The following is an 18,576-nucleotide window of genomic DNA, read 5'->3' as shown; positions in this document are numbered from 1 at the left end:
ATCTGGGAGGTAAAAATGCAGGAAGCCGCAGCGCGTCGTCTTAGCCGAATGTTTCAGCTCATCGCCTTTTCCATGCAGGCGGAGAAAGAGCGACTTTCCGATCTCGACGGAGCTATCGGCGACGCGGATCACGGTATCACGATGGCTCTCGGCTTTTCAGCGGTGAATAGTGCACTCGCAAAAATGGATCTCGAGAAAGCACTGCCCTCCGATATTTTCACTACTGCAGCATCCGCTTTTCTCGATGCCGTGGGTGCATCAACCGGACCACTTTATGCGACAGCATTCCGTCATGCATCAAAAGCGCTTAAATCACATGAAGCCCTCGATACTGAGGGACAAGCCATCATCGTAGAGGCGATGACACGTGGCATTCAGGAACGAGGAAAGGGCCAACGCGGCGATAAAACCATGTTGGATGCATGGATACCAGCGATGGCGGTAGCCATCGACGCGCGAACACACAATCTGGCCAGCCAGGAAATGTGGAGCAAAATTCTCGAAGTCGCCGAAAAAGGTACGGATTCAACCCGCTCAATGGTCGCTACGCGAGGTCGAGCTGCCCGGCTGGGCGAGCGCTCGCTTGGGCATGTCGATCCCGGTGCGGCTTCCGCAATCATCATCCTGCGTGCAATGCGCGATAGCTTCACGGAAGCCAACTGACATCTTACCTATACCGCTTTCTACCAGGGATCGGACGCTTTCGATTACATCAAAATGTTTTACCATCCGAAACGCAACCACATCAGGAACGGGATGCGGTCAAACGTCGAATTCGAAAAGCAGAAACACTAATCGCAGCTGTCTACAAAACCGGGGCTTTTCAGTCTGAGCTAATGTTATATGCCATGTTAAGGGCAATTATCATGGCATCAAGCACTACGTCTGAATCGCTGACTTTATTGATTGTCGGGTTGAACTTAGAGATAGCGACGCGGATTGGCTGCGAGATAGAACGTATTGATCAGCGTGTTGATATCGAATACCGGCAAACCGGATTCAGCAGCCACATAGGACGAAAACGGGCACATATTCGTGCATTCAAACAAGATCGCGCCGGGATTTTCACAGCTTGCCATGAACTCCCGCGTCATTTCCAGCATCTCTTCCTTCAGCACTTCCGTGTCAAGATAATCGCGGCCTTCAATATAGGTCTGCGGAAATTCAGCATTCTGCTTCATCCCCTGCACCTGCACGGGAATGACCTCAGATGACCAGCCAACGCCTTTGAAATGTTCGTCATTCATGTGATGCGCGCGTTCGGTAAAGACGCCAATCACCTTGCCGGGCGCCAGCATTGCGTGGATGATCGGCGCCTGCATCAAGGATGAAGTAAAGACCGGAATGTTGACCGCTGCCGCGATATCCTTTTGAAACGGCCCAAGAAAGCCACAGCTCGTGGTGATGGCGCGCACGCCTTCCGCTTCCAGTTCGCGTGCCGCATCAATGAAGGGTTCGATGAGTTTTGGATCAGGATTGTTGCCCATAATGCGTGTGGCATGCGCACCTTTTACAGTCTTGTAACGCACAGGAAAATCATAGGACAGCGCATTGCCGATATCGCCAGCAGGACGAGGAAAAATCGTGTCCAGCATCAGCACGCCGATCTGCTGGCCATAATTGGTGTAGCCACCTTTGAGCATCATAGTTTCATTCCTTTGAATTCAGGATAATCAAAGCATTTCCAGCAAAAGTGCGAAGCGGTTTTGCGTAAGGATAATGCGTAAAAACAAAAAGATAGAGCAGTTCCAACTGTTCAATATTAACTGGAACCGCTCTAACAGCCGAAACGAACTGGCGAGAAGGCGCGAGCGCTTTCGGAAGGTAAGTTGTTGATTTCATCGAGCACCATATCGGCCGTTTTGGGGGCCCCAGCGATCCCGATATGGCCGTGGCCGAAAGCTGCGATAATTCCCGGATGCTGAGTTAGTTTTCCAATCACCGGAATCCCATCGGCAGGTGATGGCCGGTGCCCCATCCAGAGTTTGAGATTCTGCAGATCCCGCCTTGCCAGGTCGGGATAGCTCGCCAATGCGTGCTTAAGCAGCACCTCCGAGCGTCGCCAATCCGGGGCTTTCTCCACAGTTGCCAATTCAACCTGGCCGGAAAGTCGCAGTCCCATATTGGTTGGTGTATTTCCCATTCGCCCGGTGCTCGGCATGATCGGGATATCAAAGGGAAGCTCGGCCATCGGCAAGGTTACATGGTAGCCGCGCTCGCTTTGCATGGGCACATGCATGCCGAGATCGTGCATGATACGCCCAGAATGAATACCCGCTGCCAGCACGATGTGATCGGCGGCAATACTCTCATCATTATCGAGCACAATACGCGGCGAAACGCCGGTGAGGACCCTCACGACATTTCTTCGGATGAAGCGAACACCGGCTTTTTCAGCCTGCGCCGCGATACCCGCAACATAACCTCCGGTATCAAGACAATGCGCGCCTTCCGTCACATGAATGGCAAAACGATAGTTTCTCCCAAGAGCAGGGATACGTTCGCGCAATTCTGCTTCCTGCCATTCGTCGAACAGAATGCCGTTATCACGGCGCAGCTGCCAGCTAAGCGCTTCAGCTTCAAAGGCTGCACGATCAGGATAGGCGTAAAGCAGGCCTTTCTGCACGATGAGATGTTCCTGCCCGGTCTTGCTGGCCAGCTCAAGGTGGCGTTTCGGCCCATCATGAAGCAACCAGTTGAGCTTAGCCGCAGTTTTTGTCACCCGCGATTTTGTGGCGCCAGCAAGCAGGAAACGCAGAAGCCATGGTGTCAGCCTAGGCACCGATTTCCAGTCAAGGGTCAGTGGCCCGTTGCGATCAAGCAGAAATCCGGGGACCTGTCGCCACAGGCCCGGCATACTCATGGGAATGATCGAGGCGGGACTGATCCAGCCACCGTTGCCATAGCTTGCACTTTGCTCACCACCCGGTTCTGAGCCGTCGCACAGCGTTACTTTCAGACCGGCTTCAGCGAGCCGCAAAGCGGTGGTGGAGCCGATAATGCCAGCCCCAACGACAATAACATTGCCTGTCATGACATTTATCCGTTCTGCGCGCGCATTTATACGAGACCGCCATGGAAATGGCTTAAGAACTCTCGGGTTGCAGCTTCGCGCGGCTCATTGATCACTTGACGAGCGTCGCCGGTTTCAACGACGTAACCGTCCTGCATGAAGATGACCTTGTCGGCGACATCACGAGCGAACGCCATTTCATGGGTCACAAGGATCATCGTCATGCCCTGCTCGGCCAATTGCCGGATGACCGCCAGAACTTCACCGACAAGTGCCGGATCGAGAGCCGATGTTGCCTCGTCAAACAGCATCACATCGGGGCGCATTGCGAGCGCCCTTGCAATCGCAACACGCTGTTTCTGACCGCCTGAGAGCTGTTCTGGTCTGGCGTCCGCACGGGCGGCAAGGCCGACCTTTTCCAGCAGTTCCATGGCCAGCTCGCGGGCAGCCTTTTTGTCCTGTTTGAGAACACTGACCGGTCCGATCATAACGTTATCGAGAACGCTCATATGCGGAAACAGATTGAAGTTCTGGAACACCATGCCGGTATTGGCACGGAACGCCGCGAGATATTTGTCCTTGAGTGACACGTTCCCGGACGAGAAGTCTATTTTCTGATCACCAATTGCGATGTAACCGGCATCAGGCAATGAAAGCAGATTGAGACTGCGCAGCAGTGTCGACTTTCCGGAACCGCTTGGCCCGATAAGCCCTACCACCTGCCCGCGCTCGACTGTGAGGCTGATATTGCGCAGCACCTCGATTTCGCCGAACGACTTTTTCAGCCCGCGTACTTCGATCATCGGTTCAGCGCTCATGGCTTATCTCCACAATGACGGTTCGCTCGATACGGTTCATCATTTCAGCCTGCCTTCCAGTCCATGAGCGAGCCGTGTCAGAGGGAAGAGAACGGCGAGATAAAGCACTGCAATCAGGGTGTAGGTTTCAAGCGGGCGATAGGTTGCCGAGGTGACAAGCTGGCCCTGATAAAGAAGGTCAGGCACAGCAAGAACCGATAAAAGCGATGTGTTTTTGAGCTGAAGCACGGACTGGTTGACCAGCGGCGGCACCATGCGACGCAGTGCCTGTGGCAGAATGATCTTGCCCATGAGCTGGCCGCGGCGCATGCCGATTGCACGCCCTGCATCCCATTGGCCCGCATCAATGGAAACGATACCACCACGAATGATTTCTGCATAAAATGCAGCGCCATAGAAGGTAAGCGTGATGAAAGCCGCCATGGCAGGCGAAATTTCAAAGCCAATCAGCATGGGAAGCGCGTAATAGCACCAGACAAGCTGCACCAGCACCGGCGTACAGCGAAATATCTCAACGACCGTCATGATGGGGGCGGTTATGATCTTGTTGCCGGAAAGCCTGCCGAGAGCAAAAACCGTTCCAACAAGAATGCCGGAAATCACAGTGATAACCGTGAAACCAACGGTGTAGCCAAGTCCCTGAAGGAATAATCCCCGATACTGCCAAAGGCCGGAAAAGTCCCATTGATAGTCCATTAATTCACTCTTTCTGACATCCCGGCAACGGCACGGGAAGACGTTGAGCTGAACAGCCAATGTCCAAGCGACAGAACATCGAATACCGGCAAGCCAGAGGCTTTTGCGACGGCTTGAGCAAATGGCGGCATGTTCGTGCATTCAAGAACAACAGCACCAAGGTCGGGTTCGCGCGACTTCAACTCTCGCGCCGCATGTATGATTTCAGCTTCAAGCGCAGCGTGGTCATAAGTTCCACCGCCTTCAATCAGTTCACGAAAGGCTCCACCGTCTGGCATGCCAATTCGTGGCGTGCTGATGTCGGCGCCACAGGCAGCGAAGATCGCATCATCAAGGCTCGCTTCGTCATAGGTGATCACACCCACTTTGCGTTCCTGTCCGATCACCGTGCGGACCATTGGCAATTGAAGCAGACTGGAGGTCGCAATCGGCACCGAAAGCTTTGCACTCAGCGCGCTTTGGTGGCGTGCCATGAAACCGCAAGACGTCACCAGCGCGCTGCAGCCTTCAGCGATCAAGGCTTCACCCGCAATGACGCAGTCTTCGATCAACCCGGCGCCACCCTGACGAATGATCTTATCCGGCGACGCTCCGCTTACCTTCTTGAACCTTACCGGCATCCCCCATGATGCCGGATTGCCGACATCTCCGGGCGGACGCGGAAAGCCGGTGTCAAGCATGATGACACCGAGTGATCCTTGCTGATGCTGCATGATGGTTGACGCGTCAGAACTTCAGAGTTGGCGGCAGGTCAGATGGCTGCACGCCAACAAGCGACAGGCTGCTGACAATCCATTCATTGACCTTGCCTTCCTCGCGGCGCTTTTTAAGCCAAACATCAACGTAGTCGCGGAATTCGCCCTTTTCGTCTTTGCGCACACCAATCGTCGTTGGCTGGCTATCCAGCGGCTCTGGAACAAAAACCTTAAACTTGCTGCCAAGCTTGTGCGCCGTCACCACGGACATCAGAGCAACCTGCACAATCGCATCTGCCCGGCCAGACTGTAGTGCGATAACTGTTTCATCCGCACCCTTGAGCGCAACGAGCGTGCAATTAGGTAAGGTTTTGCGGGCGAAAAGATCCTGTGTTGATCCGAGATCAACCGTGACGCGGATTTCCGACTTGTTCAATTCCTCCCAATTTTTGACCTCGCGGTCTTTGTTGGTGATGACGGTGAAGACGTTATCCATCATGGCTTCGGTGAAATCGACGGATTTCGCGCGCTCAGGATTGTTGCTGAGGGCAAACATGATGTCGATTTTGCCGCCCTGAAGGTCCATGACGGAATTACCCCAGGTGGTTTCGACCATTTCGAGCGGAACACCAATATATTCGGCCAAGTCCCTGCCCATGGAAACGCAGAAGCCGTCCCATTCGCCGGTAGCGAGATTTTTCTGATAATAAGGCGGTGTACCATTGAACACACCGATACGCAGGGCACCCCGGTCCTTGATGGATTTCAGTGTTGCACCGTCTTCGACAGCCCACGAAAAGCCGGGAGCAAGCATGACCGCTGCGCTACCCAAAAGCGTTGTCTGGATAAACTTACGTCTATTCATTGTTGTTTCCCTCTTTTTGAATCGAGCATTCCGTCGAATATTATTGGGCGCTTGAATGCGCCAGACTGCTTTCTCTATTAAACTTATTGGAAAGTACCACCGAATAACTGACGTTCTCGATACCTTCGATTTGTGCCAGCTCCTCGATGAGTGCTTCCAGATCTTCAAGAAATCCGACATGAACCCGGCACAATATGTTGGCCGGGCCACTAATAGCATCAGCGGTCAGGATTTCCGGATAGGCGCGCAAGGCTGCAAACAAGCGCTGCACAATGCGTTGCGAGGCAGTGATAAACAAATAGGCCGAAATGCTGTTGTCATCCTTCGCCCTGCGGACGATAGCCCGATATCCCAATATGACGCCACGACGCTCCAGGCGGCCTATCCGCTCCTGAACACTCGACCGGGCAAGACCCACGCGCCGCGCCAACTCACTCGCCGGGAGACGTGCGTTTTCCTCCAGGATACTGACCAGATTTCGGTCGATACTATCACCGTAGTCCATCGTGTTCCCTTATGTTTGTTTTTAATAAGAATGCGGCGCTTTCTCATCAAATAAAAGCATTGAAAATTGGATTATGCATGACTTAAACTCATGATGAAATTCTGAGGTTACCCAATGCGCCGCTTTCTTCCATCTCTTTCGGCTCTGCACGCTTTCGATGCTTCGGTACGCTATCTGAGCTTCACGCGCGCATCGGAAAATCTTGGGATGACCCAAAGCGGAGTGAGCCGCCAGATACAAAATCTTGAATCTTTTCTCGGGCTTAAACTGTTTGAACGCGCTGGACCGCGACTGGTTCTGACCGAAGAGGGGCAGAACTATTACGAGGAAGTTTCGCGCATTCTGGCAAAGCTTGAAGAAGTGTCGATGGATGCAGTCCGTGGGTATAAAACGCAAAGCCTGCTCAAAGTGGGCTTGCCGCCAACACTGATGCGGAAATGGGCGCCGGGTATTATCAGCACCTTTGCGAGATCTCATCCGCAAATATGGTTTGAGGTGTTTCCCTGCTCACATGATCTTGACTGGGGGAAGTCCGATCTCGATCTTGCCGTACTGCGCGGTATTGGCAATTGGGCCAATGTGCGTAGCCATTTGCTGTTTCCTGAAGAGCTCGTCGTGATCGGATCACCTGACATCGTGCCTGAAAACGGACTGGCCGGAGACGTCGAATTGCTCGATTTCCCACTGATCCAGAACTCAAACAGGCCTAGCCTATGGCTGCATTGGCTGCGCGGCGCAGGCATCCATTACAACAAGCGTATCTTTGGGCCGCGTCTGCCAACACATGACGTTATTATCGAATGCGCCGTGGCGGGTATGGGGCTTGCAATCGCGCCCAGAATTTTTGTGCAGGAAGAATTGCGCTCCGGAAAACTCAAGCTGGCACTTGAGCGCGTGCAGACATCTGGCGAGAGCTATTTTCTTTGCTCAGCGCAGGCGCGTCAGGGTTCGAAAAATGTCCGGCTGTTCCGCGATTGGTTTATTACTGAAGCAAAACGCCACAGACATTCTCTGCCTGTAGCGTCGTAAATAATGGCGTTCAAAAACGGCTCAGACGTAAGAACGCTCAACAGGCTTGAGATTAAGCGGGTCTTCACCACGCTTTAAAAGCCATGAATAAACCGGCGGCACTCGGTCAGCGATCGATTCAACATGAATATCGACAAAGCAAGGGCCATCCTTCCACGCGAAAGCTTCCGCCAAGGCTATATCAACCTCATCGGCGGTTTTTGCCGTCCATGCTTTCAGGCCATAGGCTTCGGCGATTGCTTGACCTTTGGGAGCAAGAAAATCGACGCCAAAGCATTGATTGTGCCCTTTCAACCTGTGCAAACCTTTGATCCAGCCAAATGTCGCATTGTTGAACAAGATAAGGATCGCTGGCACCTGCAAGCGCACCAGCGTTTCAAGCTCGCCCACCGTCATGCCGAAAGACCCATCGCCAAACAATCCGATGGGACGCTTGTCTGGATCAGCACGCCATGCACCCACCGTAGCTGGAAGTGCTGATCCAAGACCACCAAAAGCACGCGGAATGGCAAACCGTGTTTCCTGATCGTTGATCTTCAAGAAACGTGTCATGTAGGGCGTCGGTGTGCCTGCATCAGAATAAATCAGGGCTGGCTGTCCCGATTGACTCAATGCATCATTGAAGGAACGCACAACACGTTCTGGACGCAACGGCACACGCTCGTCATTCAAAGCTTCCTCAGCATGTTCCCAGAATATGCGCCTGCGAGCATTCAATTCCTCGATCCAGCCATCGTGCTTTTTCGGTTCAATCGTCAGCTCGATCTGCAGTAATTCTTCAAGAACCAGCAATGCATCGCCCTGAATGGAGAGCAAATTCTCATAGTTGTTGGCCATGATTTCAGGCGAAATATCGATTTGTGCAAGGCGCCGATTGAGCGTGATCTTGGGAAAGGTCCAGCCAATCGTCACGACAGAGCCGATGCGTGATCCGACAAAAAGGGTAAAATCAGAATGTTCCAAAGCCCAATTGGCATGGGGATGATAACCATTGTCGCCGATCACCCCGATGGCCAGACGATGATCGTCATCAATCGCGCCTTGCCCCGTCATCGTCGTACACATGGGAATGTTGTATTTCTCGGCCAGCCTTGAAATCTGATCGCCCGCTCTGGCGCGATTGACACCGCCGCCCGCAACGATCAGCGGGCGCTCAGCCCTGGCAATCAGTTCGAGCAGTTCATGCAGCTTCTGTTTTGGCGGCAATGTCGGAAAAGCCGGGAAAGTTTTGCACTCTTCTTCAATGTGCAGTGAAATGCGCGCGGGATCGACCTCAGCGAGAAGCATGTCCTCAGGGATCTGGAGATGCACCGCACCCGGTTTACCGGAACAAGCGACGCGAAACGCGCGACGGATGATTTCTGGCAGTTTTTCGGCAGATTTTACCTGAACGGATAGCTTTGTTACAGGCTCGAACAGTTTGGCGCAATCAAGCTCGGTGAGAACACCGCGCCCTTCTCCCGGCAAAGGAATATCAATGGTCAGGAGAATGACAGGTATCGACGATCCATTCGATTCAGCGACCGGCGGCAGCGAATACATAGCACCCGCACCTGACGGACACTCGAAAACACCGGGCTTATTGGAAAAACGGCCATAGGCGTCGGCCATGTAACCAGCAGAGCGTTCATCCCGGGCCATGACATGGCGGATTTCGCCTTCACGTTGCTGGAGCGCTTCATAAAAAGGCACGTTGGTATCGCCCGGCACCCCGAAGATTGTCTCCACGCCATAGCCAATCAACATTTGGACCAAAATATCTGCGCCGCGCATTCCACAACTCCTTCAGAAACTGACGGGCCGAGAATAGGCGCTATCATTTTCGGGCTGAACCATCGGATCGACGGCCGTTGCATATCAATGCCGACGAAACGCAGGTGTGGGGCGGCATGATCGCAAAAAGCGCACTAATTTTGATGCGACCGAACCTGAATCATGAAACTTATGAGTGTCTTAGACGCCATCTGCCGTAGAACACAGCTCCTGTAGTGAGTTATCTGTTGGCTGATTTACGTTGCTTCTCAACTAGAACTAAACACGTTTTGGTGGCAAGCAAGAATCCAGAGGAGATAAAGTCCACCCAATAGTCCGGTCGTAAGACCAATCGGCATTTTGATGCCGAATGGCACATGCTGGCTTAACAAGTCCGCGCCGACCAGAAGGGTTGCTCCCATGAGCGCGCCCGTTATCAGTGGGACATTCGAACTCGCTGTCAGACGCCGGGCCAATTGTGGCGCTGCCAGAGCGACAAAGGCAATCGGTCCGGCGGATGCGGTAGCAACAGATGTCAGGGTGACCGCGACCAACACCATTGTCAGACGCGTACGCTCCGGCTGGATGCCGAGCTGGCATGCTGCATCATCGCCCATTTCCAGCAGATTGACAGATTTGGCGTAGTAAAGTGCCAACGGCACGGTTACCGCGAATCCGGCCATCGCCGGGACAGCATGTGCCCAGCTTCTTGTATTGAGTGATCCCGATAGCCAGAGTTGGGCCGACGCGGCCTGGTCCAGATCGCCCGCAACCAGGAGTACAGTATTGATGCCCGAAAGAATGGCTCCCACGCCAATTCCGACAAGGATGAGCCGATAGCCACCGGTTCGTCTACCTTTGACAGCCAACATAAACACAAGAACTGCCGCCGCCATTCCACTTGCAACGGCTGAAAGCGCTGTTTCAAGCGGACCGGCATTGAACAATATGATTTGTGCAATGGCGCCGGTTGCTGCACCTGTCGTAAAGCCGATCACGTCGGGCGAGCCAAGGGCATTGCGCGAGATTGATTGGAAGATCGAGCCTGCCATGCCGAGTGAAGCCCCCACAAACAAGGCCGTGACAAGGCGGGGCAGACGTACGCGCTGGATTATACGGTCGGCGGTCGCATTGTCGCTTCCGCCAAGAAGACTCGAGACGACCTGGGAAAAGCTGAATGACATTGTGCCTGTTGCGATGTGGAAAACCGCAAGCAACAGGATGGTTGCAAGCAAGAGGCAGAAAATCATCAGCGGGCGCGATTTCCAGCGAACAGAAACAGGACCTATTCGCAACATATTCATTGAACTGCTCATAGTTTTGTCAGCCGGAATTTGCGCACGACAAAAATAAAGAAAGGCCCGCCGATCAACATGGAGACAATCCCGGCCGCAACTTCCGAAGGTGCTGCAATTAGCCTGCCGATGATGTCAGCGCCAAGCAAAAGGATGGATGCCAGCAATGCGGAATATGGCAGTATCCAACGATAGTCCGGGCCGGTGATGGTCCGGGCCAGATGCGGCGCAACCAGTCCGACGAACGCAATGGGGCCAGCCCCAGCAGTGGCAGAACCTGCCAGAAGCATTACGGAAAGACAGGCCAAAAGCCAGGTTACATGCAGGTTGACGCCCAGCGCAGCACCAAAATCCCTGCCCAGCGCCATTGCATTCAGGTTACCGGCGATCGACATCGCCACGGCAAGCCCTGCGATGACTGCTGGAGCCAGAATGGCGACGACATCAAGGCCGCGCCCCTCAACGGAGCCTGCGGCCCAGTGACGAAACTGGTCAAGGACAGCGAGCGGTGCATTGATGACAACAATACCCGTGACCGACGCAAGCACAACCGACAATCCGGCTCCGGCCAGCACCAGTTGCACGGGATTATTCGCCTTGCCGTGGGCATCTCCGAGAATGAAGACGGCAATTCCAGCAAGACCAGCGCCCGCAAATCCGAACCAGACATATTGCGCCATTGTCGTCAGGTTAAAGGTCACGATCCCCAGAATAACTGCGACGGCTGCACCTGCATTGATCCCCAGCAATCCTGGTTCGGCGAGCGGATTGCGCGTCACAGCCTGCATGATGGCGCCAGCGGTTCCAAGGGCCATACCGGCAATGATTGCAACGATGGTGCGCGGGATACGCAGTTCGCGAATGACAAGATGTTCGTTGTTCGAAAAATCAGGCTGCCATAGCGCATGGATGGTCTCGCTAAGGGCGATTGACCGGGAGCCCAGAGCAAGGCTGCAAAGCGCCATTGCGGTCAAAACGGCGGCGGCAACAATAAGGCCCCTAACACGCCTCTTCTGCAATGGCATGACAAACTGCATCCTGTTTGACGTCATTTGGGAAAATTGGACGCGACAGCCTCGATCATCTGGAGACCGGAATAATAGTCGATACGGAAAGAAGATGGTCCGAGAGGATAGACGTTATGATCGCGGACCGCAGGAAGGTTCGCCAATACTGGATCTTTCAACAATGCCTGGACGTCATTTTGTGAGCCGCGCAAAAGGAAAATGCTCTTGCCTGTGATCGCTGCCGAGAGGTTCTCGTGGGAAATGAAATCGAAATCGGACCGGCGTGTGACATCCTTGGCTACCGTGTCGGGCAAGCCATCGACCTTGAAACCCAATGCTTGCAGTAGCTGTGACTGCGGGCTCGAAATTCTGCCGACCGAGTAACTGTTGCCGATATTGTAGCCGACGATTGTGACGGGTTCGCTGGGCGGCGTAATCGTTGCAGCCACCACTGCAACCTTCGCGTCGAAACGGGCGATGGTCGCGCCGGTCTCGTCTTCCAACCCCAATGCCGTGCCGAGCTGAGTAGCAATCTCCTGCCAGCTCTGGTTGGAATAATTGACGACCAGCGTCGGAATACCTTGCGCTTTCAATTCACTGTAATGTTGGACGACACTATCCGCTCCGGTCGCCGATGCGATCAGCAGGTCCGGTTCAAAACCGATAATGGCTTCCATGTCGAATTCGAGATTGGGATATAGCACTTCGACGCCGCGCTCATCGGCGACGTCTGCCCATTGAAGGAAGAAGCCCTTGTTATCTGTCAGCGGGCTCGGGGTCGTCGCGGCTGTCGCCACCAGAGGAGCGCCCATAGCCAGCAGAATGCCGGTTATGCTGGGCGTGGTCGATACGATGCGAACGGGTTTGGTTTTCAGTGTGAGTTCACCTGCTTCATGTTTTACAGTGCGGGGCCAGACCTGTTCGGCTCCAATGGCTGTCCGATATGGAGAAAACAGAATAACCATGGTGGCCAGAAGCAAGAAAATCGGACGTGCGGCTTGCATGGCTATTCTCCACCGACGCAAATTGGAAATCTTCAGACGGAAAGCTTTCCGAACGAATGCGCGACCAGCCAGCATTTCGAATAGGAAAACACTGCGCCGTTATCGAACGAGGAGCGAGCGGTCTGCTTCAGCTTCGAAAACTGGAGCTGATTACTCCATATTGCAGAATGCGTTCTACAATGCAATACGAACAGCCACATGATTTCCTCCAGGGACGACCAACCATGATGCAACGCCTGCATGCGGACGCCGTTACATTGCGCTATGATGATCGGGTCATCGTCGAGAACTTGTCGGTCAGTATTCCCGATGCGTCTTTCACCGTCATTGTCGGCCCCAATGCGTGCGGGAAGTCCACGTTGCTGCGTGCCTTGTCACGATTGCTTGCACCGGCCAGTGGAGAAGTCGTGCTGGATGGCAGGAATATAAGCCAATTTCCGGCAAAGGAAGCTGCGCGCAGGCTCGGTCTTCTTCCGCAAATCTCGGTTGCTCCCGATGGCATCACCGTTGCCGATCTGGTGTCACGCGGTCGTTATCCGCATCAGTCCTTTCTGCGACAATGGTCGGTGAAAGACGAAGAAGCGGTAGCACTCGCCATGGAAGCCACCCGCATTTCCGACCTCGCCAACCGTTCAGTCGACGAACTTTCCGGCGGACAGCGTCAGCGCGTCTGGATTGCGCTTGTGCTGGCCCAGGAAACACCGATCCTTCTGCTCGATGAACCGACAACCTATCTCGATATCGCGCATCAGATCGAACTTCTGGAATTGCTGGCGAAACTTAACCGCGAGGGCCGGACTGTCGTTGCCGTACTACACGATCTCAATCATGCCTGCCGATATGCTTCACATCTGGTGGCCATGCGAAACGGGGCGATCATGGCGGAAGGCGCTCCATCCGAGATCGTTACAGAAAAGCTGATAGAAGATGTGTTCGGCCTTGCATCGGTAATCATTACCGATCCGGTTTCGGGAACGCCGCTCGTCGTCCCCCGAGCAACGCCCTCGCAATCTCCGTGATATTTCAATCGCTGGCGGCGCCACCCTCCCCGTCTACGATCCTTCCGCCGGTTGCCTGATTGACCAGTGACGCTTCATGAAAAAGCGCTTTCCGCTCGTCCTCGCTTCGCAATTGTCCAAGATCGGCCACCGTCGTCATGACGCAGACGATTTCCCGCTGCGCGTCGAAGACCGGGGCGGCCTGCCCTGTCACATTTGAAAGAAGATGGCTGGTCATTTCGGACCATCGTTCGTTGCGCACTTGTTCCAGCAGTGACTTTGCCGGCGGGCTGCCCCGAAAGTGAGCTGGCTGTACCTTACGCGCTGCATCGACCATAGCCTTGGGTAGAAAAGCCTGAAAAACCAGACCGCAAGCCGTATTATCGATGGGCAATGTGTCTCCCAGCGCCAGCGGATTGACCGAGAAATACGCACTTCGATACCAGCGCACGAGCGTCGGGCCACGATCTGTCCAGATAGCGACACCACCACTGACGGCATGTCGTTGCGAAAGGGCCTTCATGTGTTGCGCCGCAATCTCCACAGCGTCCACACGTTTCAAGGCGCCTATGCCGATGCTCAGCGCAGTCGGCCCCAGATCGTAAAGACCGCTTGCAGCGTCCTGTTTTGCAAGGCCTTCCTTGACGAGGCTCTGCAGATAACGATGCGCTGTCGAGCCGCCCGTCTTTGCCCGCCGGGCGACTTCGCCCAACGCAAGCTCGGTTTCAGCATTGGCCAGAATCCGGAGAAAGCGCGCGGCAATGGAAACCGACTGTATTGTACCCGAGCGTTTTTCACTCGTGGTGTCGCTCTCATCGGACAGGTCGTTCTCGTTCAAATGCTTTGCCTCCTCCTCGGTAATAGCAAATCGATGTTTAGCGACAAGCCGTTGGAAAGTCATGCCCTCTGCGTTGCGAATGCGATGGGCAGACCTCGAGGGTTTTGAGCCGGATTGAATTGCCCCTCCCTCACTGTTGCAGGCATGCAACACATATCGGAGGCTTGATATTATACTGTATTGCGGCATGCATTCCTTATTGCGGAATGATGCCCTTATGCTTTAACAGAACATGACTAATATACTCATGTTTGGGGCGACTTATGAATATCCGTTTGAATCGTGGCTTGATGTCCAGCGCCAGTGCACTCACGCTGGCGGTATTTGTGGTAACGCCTGCGCTTGCCCAGGAGGCTGCGAAAGCCAGCTCCGATGCGATCGTGCTTGATACTGTGGTCGTGACAGGGGAAAAAGTCGCGCGCGACATCAAGAACACGGCGTCATCTGTCACCGTCATTTCGGCCAAGGAAATCGACAAGGAGAAGACAGGCGATTCATCCGTGGCTGAAGTGATCGCGAACGTCCCGAACGTCATCTATACCGACAACGTCGGCGCTCCCATCATTCGTGGGCAGGATACGCAGGGCCCAAACACAGGGCAGAATGTGTTCTGGGGCGGCACCGTGCCGCGCGCCACGATTAATCTCGACGGACATTATCTCAACTATAATGAATACTACTTCGGTGCGACCTCGGTGTGGGATCTCGACAGCATCGAAGTGTTCCGTGGCCCGCAGACGACGTCCCAGGGTGCGAATGCGATTGCCGGTGCGATCATCGTGAACACCAAGGACCCGGTATTCACACGCGAAGGCGCTTATCAGGTCGAGATCGGCAATTACAACACCAAGCGCACCTCAATCATGCTGAACAGTCCCATCTACAAGGATGAGCTGGCAGCGCGCCTTGCAATCGACTATTCGGGCCGTGATACCTTCATCGACTATATCAGCCCCAACTTCATTTCCGAAAAGACAAATCAGGATTTCGAGGCCCTGAATGCGCGGCTGAAACTGCTGTGGGAACCGGCAGAGATTCCCGGCCTCACGGCAAAGCTGACCTATTCCCACAATCGATCCAACCGTCCAAGCCAGGAAGCAGCGTCTGCACCATTCGACGAACTCGAACATCTGACTACGACCATGCCAAGCTGGAAGCAGGATACCAATACAGGCATCCTTGATGTTGGCTATGATTTTGGCAACGGCGTGAAATTCTACAACCAGGCGCAATATTCCGCCTCGTCTGTGCATCGCCATACCGGCATTGCGAATAACGGCAAGGCCGATATCAACCAGAAGAACATTTCCAATGAGTCTCGTATCACGTTTGGCGAGCAGGAAGACGTCATCAGCGGTGTCGCCGGTATTTTCTACGCCAATACCAAGTCGGACGAGTTCATGCTGCTTCAAGGCACGACGACGTTTGACGATACGAAAGACAATCTGGGGCTTTTTGCCGAAGTGAGCTACCGGCTCGACGACCAGTGGACGTTGACCGGTGGGCTTCGTTACCAGCAGGATCGTGTACAGCGCATCGGAAAATCGGCGCTGGCGCCAACGCCGCTCGATTACGACGAAACATTCTCCGCGCTCTTGCCAAAGGTATCGCTGGCATATGCTGTCACACCCGATCTGACGATCGGAGCACTGGTCAGCAAGGGTTACAACCCCGGCGGGGTTTCCCTCAATCTCAATTCAAGGCAGTGGAAGCCTTTTGAGGATGAGACGCTGTGGAACTACGAATTGTTCACGCGCGCCAATCTGCTCGACGACAAGCTGACACTGACAGGCAATCTGTTCTACATGGACTTCAAGAACGCCCAGTACAACATTCCTGTCGTCGTCTCTCCCGGTGTGGCGCAATCCTATACGATCAATGCCGAAAAGGCTCATGCCTATGGTCTCGAAATGGGGCTCGACTATCAGCTTTTGTCTAATCTGACGATCAAGACAAGTGCCGGTATTCTCCGCACCGAAATCGACGAAATTTCGAGCAATGTGCGCTATGAGGGTAACGAGTTCGCCAAGTCTCCCGGTTATATGTTCAGCATCGGTGCGAGCTGGGATGCAACGGAAAAGCTCAATATCTCCGGACAGGTTCGCCACACTGACGGTTACTATTCCGACCTTGCCAATACACCGACCTATGTCGTGGACGCCTATACGATTGCCGATGCGCGTGTGAGTTATGATTTCCATGAATCACTGCAGCTTTACGGCTATGTGAAGAATATTTTCGATGAGCGCACCCCGACCTATCTGCAGCAGAACCGCGGTATTGGTGGCATCGAGGCAAGCATGACCATGCCTCGCACATTCGGCGTCGGCATCAAGGGCACGTTCTAGGCATTTTGTAAAATCGCCAATCCAGCCGGTCACATCCGTGGCCGGCACAGCTTTTTATATGCATTAACGGGAGCCCGAAATGGGTAAGCAACGGAAACTTCACATTGGTATGTCGCTGGCACCGACCTGGCTGAGTGGCGACGGGTGGCGGCATCCGGACAGCAACATCGAAGGGACACTCGGTTCAGATTTCTATATCGATATCGCCCGGCGAGCCGAGGCGGCGAAGCTTGATTTCGTATTCCGTCCCGATAGCCTTTTCATGAACCATCAGATCATGGAAACCACTCCGGGCTTCGGCAGCATGGATGCGACGCTCGTCATGGCAACGCTGGCGCGGGAGACTTCGCATATCGGTCTTCTGACCACGATATCGACAACTTTCATGCCGCCTTATGTCGTTGCCCGTCAGGTCCAGTCCCTGCACTGGCTCAGTAATGGCCGGGCCGGGTGGAATATTGTCACGGCACTCGATGGCAACGAGAATTTCGGTTTGACGGAAATGCCTTCATCCGACGAACGCTATGCAAGGGCAGCCGAATTTACCAGCGTCGTGCGTGATTTATGGAAGAGTTTTCCTGGATCGGCCTTGAAACGTGACCGTGAAAGCGGCCGCTTTGCAGATACGGCAGTCATAAATCCGATAAATCACGACGGTACCTATTACCGGGTTAAAGGTCCGCTCAATGTCCCTTCTGTTCAGGATGCTCCCATCCCGCTTATTCAGGCTGGCGCGTCACCGGCAGGGCGCGACTTTGCGGCATCCGTTGCCGACGCCGTCTTTTCCGCGACCCCGGATATGGAAGCGGCAATCGATCTTCGCCGCAATCTTCGTGACCGTGCGCAATTCCATGGCCGAAAGTCGGACGACGTTCGCCTGCTTCCCGGTCTCAGTCTCTATCTGGCACCAACGCGGAAAGAAGCGGAAGAACTTTTCGCCTACACGCATGCGCGAGGTGATCGGACTCGTAAAATCGCATTCATCCGCGAAATGACCGGCCTCGACCTATCGGAATGGCCCGCAAATCGTCTCATTCGACCAGCCGACCTGCCACCCCCACCCGAAAAGGTCCGAAGCAAAACCCATGCAGGATTGCTTCGGCGTTTGCTGCAACGTGAGGAGCTTTCGCTTGATGAGCTCTTGCGCAGACCCGAGGTCATCAGCGCCGCTCATTGGCAGGTGATCGGGACGGTTGATGATGCAGCCCAAGACATTCGTAAATGGTTTGAAGCAGGTGCGATCGACGGTTTCATAACCGCGCCGGGTGGCTCAACCGGATCAATGCGGCTAGCGCTGGATGAACTCATGCCAAGGCTTAGCGAAGAAGGGTTACTGCGTTCAGAATATTCAGGAAATACCTTCTTCGAACATCTCACGGAGTAAGGTGGTTTTGGTACAAAAGATGGGTGGACTTTGAAAGGACGACTTCCAGCCGAGTTGTTTCCGATGTCTCAGATATTCAGCACCGCAGACTGAAGTCAGCCAAGATTATCGACCCACTCGATAACTATTATATCCCTGCGCTTGAAAGAGATATGAACCGCCAACTGGTCATTAATTTTGTGAGTAGCCGGAATGGGGCCAAGAGTGGACTATCAGCTTGTGGCTTCCAAGATGGCGGTAGCGGACGTTCTGCCCTATTAAGAGCGACATGCAGTTTTTGGGCACGGGGGGAGAGCGGGCACACCAGCGCGAGCTTAGATCAGAAACGA

The 18,576-nt window shown here is 54.1% G+C and carries 17 protein-coding genes; 5 read left to right on the top strand and 12 right to left on the bottom strand.

Going from position 1 to position 18,576, the window contains the following annotated elements; all coding sequences use genetic code 11:
* The first annotated feature begins 15 nt into the window (after positions 1-15).
* A complete protein-coding gene (gene dhaL, locus LJ361_RS13140) occupies positions 16-663 on the top strand; it encodes a dihydroxyacetone kinase subunit DhaL (RefSeq protein ID WP_264811697.1) in 648 nt (215 codons plus the stop codon).
* Positions 664-920: 257 nt separating this feature from the next.
* Here dhaL and LJ361_RS13135 read toward each other — a convergent pair whose 3' ends face one another.
* The 7 genes from LJ361_RS13135 to LJ361_RS13105 form a co-directional block, all read right to left on the bottom strand.
* The gene (locus LJ361_RS13135) at positions 921-1,646 is read right to left on the bottom strand and encodes an aspartate/glutamate racemase family protein (RefSeq protein WP_010659253.1); all 726 of its coding nucleotides are present in this window, start codon (positions 1,644-1,646) and stop codon (positions 921-923) included.
* A 131-nt stretch (positions 1,647-1,777) separates the two neighbouring features.
* Positions 1,778-3,034, bottom strand: a complete 1,257-nt coding sequence (locus tag LJ361_RS13130; RefSeq protein WP_036577570.1) for an NAD(P)/FAD-dependent oxidoreductase — start codon at positions 3,032-3,034, stop codon at positions 1,778-1,780.
* Positions 3,035-3,060: 26 nt separating this feature from the next.
* Entirely contained in the window at positions 3,061-3,831 is a 771-nt protein-coding gene (locus LJ361_RS13125; RefSeq protein WP_010659255.1) for an amino acid ABC transporter ATP-binding protein, read from the bottom strand.
* A gap of 39 nt (positions 3,832-3,870) precedes the next feature.
* Positions 3,871-4,527 (bottom strand): amino acid ABC transporter permease, encoded by a 657-nt coding sequence (locus LJ361_RS13120; RefSeq protein WP_264811696.1) that lies wholly within the window; start codon positions 4,525-4,527, stop codon positions 3,871-3,873.
* Positions 4,527-5,240, bottom strand: coding sequence for an aspartate/glutamate racemase family protein (locus tag LJ361_RS13115; protein ID WP_264811695.1), 714 nt, complete (start codon positions 5,238-5,240; stop codon positions 4,527-4,529). The genes LJ361_RS13120 and LJ361_RS13115 overlap by 1 nt, the downstream gene beginning before the upstream one ends.
* A 13-nt stretch (positions 5,241-5,253) precedes the next feature.
* Entirely contained in the window at positions 5,254-6,087 is an 834-nt protein-coding gene (locus LJ361_RS13110; protein ID WP_010659258.1) for a transporter substrate-binding domain-containing protein, read from the bottom strand.
* A 40-nt stretch (positions 6,088-6,127) separates the two neighbouring features.
* On the bottom strand, positions 6,128-6,592 hold the full coding sequence (locus LJ361_RS13105; protein ID WP_010659259.1) for an Lrp/AsnC family transcriptional regulator: 465 nt from the start codon (positions 6,590-6,592) through the stop codon (positions 6,128-6,130).
* Positions 6,593-6,706: 114 nt separating this feature from the next.
* Here LJ361_RS13105 and LJ361_RS13100 point away from each other — a divergent pair, with 114 nt between their 5' ends.
* Positions 6,707-7,621 (top strand): LysR substrate-binding domain-containing protein, encoded by a 915-nt coding sequence (locus LJ361_RS13100; RefSeq protein ID WP_010659260.1) that lies wholly within the window; start codon positions 6,707-6,709, stop codon positions 7,619-7,621.
* A gap of 21 nt (positions 7,622-7,642) precedes the next feature.
* Here LJ361_RS13100 and LJ361_RS13095 read toward each other — a convergent pair whose 3' ends face one another.
* From LJ361_RS13095 to fepB, 4 genes are all read right to left on the bottom strand, one after another.
* On the bottom strand, positions 7,643-9,394 hold the full coding sequence (locus LJ361_RS13095; RefSeq protein ID WP_151664698.1) for a thiamine pyrophosphate-binding protein: 1,752 nt from the start codon (positions 9,392-9,394) through the stop codon (positions 7,643-7,645).
* A 248-nt stretch (positions 9,395-9,642) separates the two neighbouring features.
* Positions 9,643-10,677 carry a FecCD family ABC transporter permease gene (locus LJ361_RS13090; RefSeq protein ID WP_235784241.1) on the bottom strand — a complete coding sequence of 345 codons (1,035 nt, stop codon included), beginning with the start codon at positions 10,675-10,677 and terminating at the stop codon, positions 9,643-9,645.
* Between the two features lie 8 nt (positions 10,678-10,685).
* Positions 10,686-11,693 (bottom strand): FecCD family ABC transporter permease, encoded by a 1,008-nt coding sequence (locus LJ361_RS13085; RefSeq protein WP_144405828.1) that lies wholly within the window; start codon positions 11,691-11,693, stop codon positions 10,686-10,688.
* Positions 11,694-11,716: 23 nt separating this feature from the next.
* On the bottom strand, positions 11,717-12,679 hold the full coding sequence (gene fepB / locus LJ361_RS13080; protein ID WP_029926477.1) for a Fe2+-enterobactin ABC transporter substrate-binding protein: 963 nt from the start codon (positions 12,677-12,679) through the stop codon (positions 11,717-11,719).
* A gap of 224 nt (positions 12,680-12,903) precedes the next feature.
* On the opposite strand from fepB, the gene LJ361_RS13075 reads away from it, so the two are divergent.
* Complete coding sequence (locus tag LJ361_RS13075) at positions 12,904-13,698, top strand: ABC transporter ATP-binding protein (protein WP_264811692.1); 795 nt, start codon at positions 12,904-12,906, stop codon at positions 13,696-13,698.
* Positions 13,699-13,702: 4 nt separating this feature from the next.
* Here the strand turns inward: LJ361_RS13075 and LJ361_RS13070 are convergent, their stop codons facing one another.
* Positions 13,703-14,515: an IclR family transcriptional regulator gene (locus LJ361_RS13070; protein WP_209418897.1), complete on the bottom strand. Its 813-nt coding sequence runs from the start codon at positions 14,513-14,515 to the stop codon at positions 13,703-13,705.
* Between the two features lie 263 nt (positions 14,516-14,778).
* Here LJ361_RS13070 and LJ361_RS13065 point away from each other — a divergent pair, with 263 nt between their 5' ends.
* On the top strand, positions 14,779-16,863 hold the full coding sequence (locus LJ361_RS13065) for a TonB-dependent receptor (RefSeq protein ID WP_264811689.1): 2,085 nt from the start codon (positions 14,779-14,781) through the stop codon (positions 16,861-16,863).
* 79 nt (positions 16,864-16,942) lie between these two features.
* Positions 16,943-18,247 carry an NtaA/DmoA family FMN-dependent monooxygenase gene (locus LJ361_RS13060; protein ID WP_264811688.1) on the top strand — a complete coding sequence of 435 codons (1,305 nt, stop codon included), beginning with the start codon at positions 16,943-16,945 and terminating at the stop codon, positions 18,245-18,247.
* The last annotated feature ends 329 nt before the right edge of the window (positions 18,248-18,576 follow it).

This window comes from Brucella sp. JSBI001 (assembly GCF_026014005.1).
GTDB classification, from domain to species: domain Bacteria; phylum Pseudomonadota; class Alphaproteobacteria; order Rhizobiales; family Rhizobiaceae; genus Brucella; species Brucella anthropi.
The sequence above is the reverse complement of the archived record's forward strand: the minus strand, read 5'-3'. Positions and strand labels throughout refer to the sequence as shown.

Excerpts from the sequence above, each read along its gene's own strand:
- LJ361_RS13125 (WP_010659255.1), bottom strand. The coding sequence starts at position 3,831 with ATGAGCGCTGAACCGATGATCGAAGTACGCGGGCTGAAAAAGTCGTTC.
- LJ361_RS13135 (WP_010659253.1), bottom strand. The coding sequence starts at position 1,646 with ATGATGCTCAAAGGTGGCTACACCAATTATGGCCAGCAGATCGGCGTG.
- LJ361_RS13110 (WP_010659258.1), bottom strand. The coding sequence starts at position 6,087 with ATGAATAGACGTAAGTTTATCCAGACAACGCTTTTGGGTAGCGCAGCG.
- LJ361_RS13065 (WP_264811689.1), top strand. The coding sequence starts at position 14,779 with ATGAATATCCGTTTGAATCGTGGCTTGATGTCCAGCGCCAGTGCACTC.
- LJ361_RS13130 (WP_036577570.1), bottom strand. The coding sequence starts at position 3,034 with ATGACAGGCAATGTTATTGTCGTTGGGGCTGGCATTATCGGCTCCACC.
- LJ361_RS13120 (WP_264811696.1), bottom strand. The coding sequence starts at position 4,527 with ATGGACTATCAATGGGACTTTTCCGGCCTTTGGCAGTATCGGGGATTA.
- LJ361_RS13075 (WP_264811692.1), top strand. The coding sequence starts at position 12,904 with ATGATGCAACGCCTGCATGCGGACGCCGTTACATTGCGCTATGATGAT.
- LJ361_RS13060 (WP_264811688.1), top strand. The coding sequence starts at position 16,943 with ATGGGTAAGCAACGGAAACTTCACATTGGTATGTCGCTGGCACCGACC.
- LJ361_RS13105 (WP_010659259.1), bottom strand. The coding sequence starts at position 6,592 with ATGGACTACGGTGATAGTATCGACCGAAATCTGGTCAGTATCCTGGAG.
- LJ361_RS13115 (WP_264811695.1), bottom strand. The coding sequence starts at position 5,240 with ATGCAGCATCAGCAAGGATCACTCGGTGTCATCATGCTTGACACCGGC.
- dhaL (WP_264811697.1), top strand. The coding sequence starts at position 16 with ATGCAGGAAGCCGCAGCGCGTCGTCTTAGCCGAATGTTTCAGCTCATC.
- LJ361_RS13085 (WP_144405828.1), bottom strand. The coding sequence starts at position 11,693 with ATGCCATTGCAGAAGAGGCGTGTTAGGGGCCTTATTGTTGCCGCCGCC.
- LJ361_RS13100 (WP_010659260.1), top strand. The coding sequence starts at position 6,707 with ATGCGCCGCTTTCTTCCATCTCTTTCGGCTCTGCACGCTTTCGATGCT.
- fepB (WP_029926477.1), bottom strand. The coding sequence starts at position 12,679 with ATGCAAGCCGCACGTCCGATTTTCTTGCTTCTGGCCACCATGGTTATT.
- LJ361_RS13090 (WP_235784241.1), bottom strand. The coding sequence starts at position 10,677 with ATGAATATGTTGCGAATAGGTCCTGTTTCTGTTCGCTGGAAATCGCGC.
- LJ361_RS13095 (WP_151664698.1), bottom strand. The coding sequence starts at position 9,394 with ATGCGCGGCGCAGATATTTTGGTCCAAATGTTGATTGGCTATGGCGTG.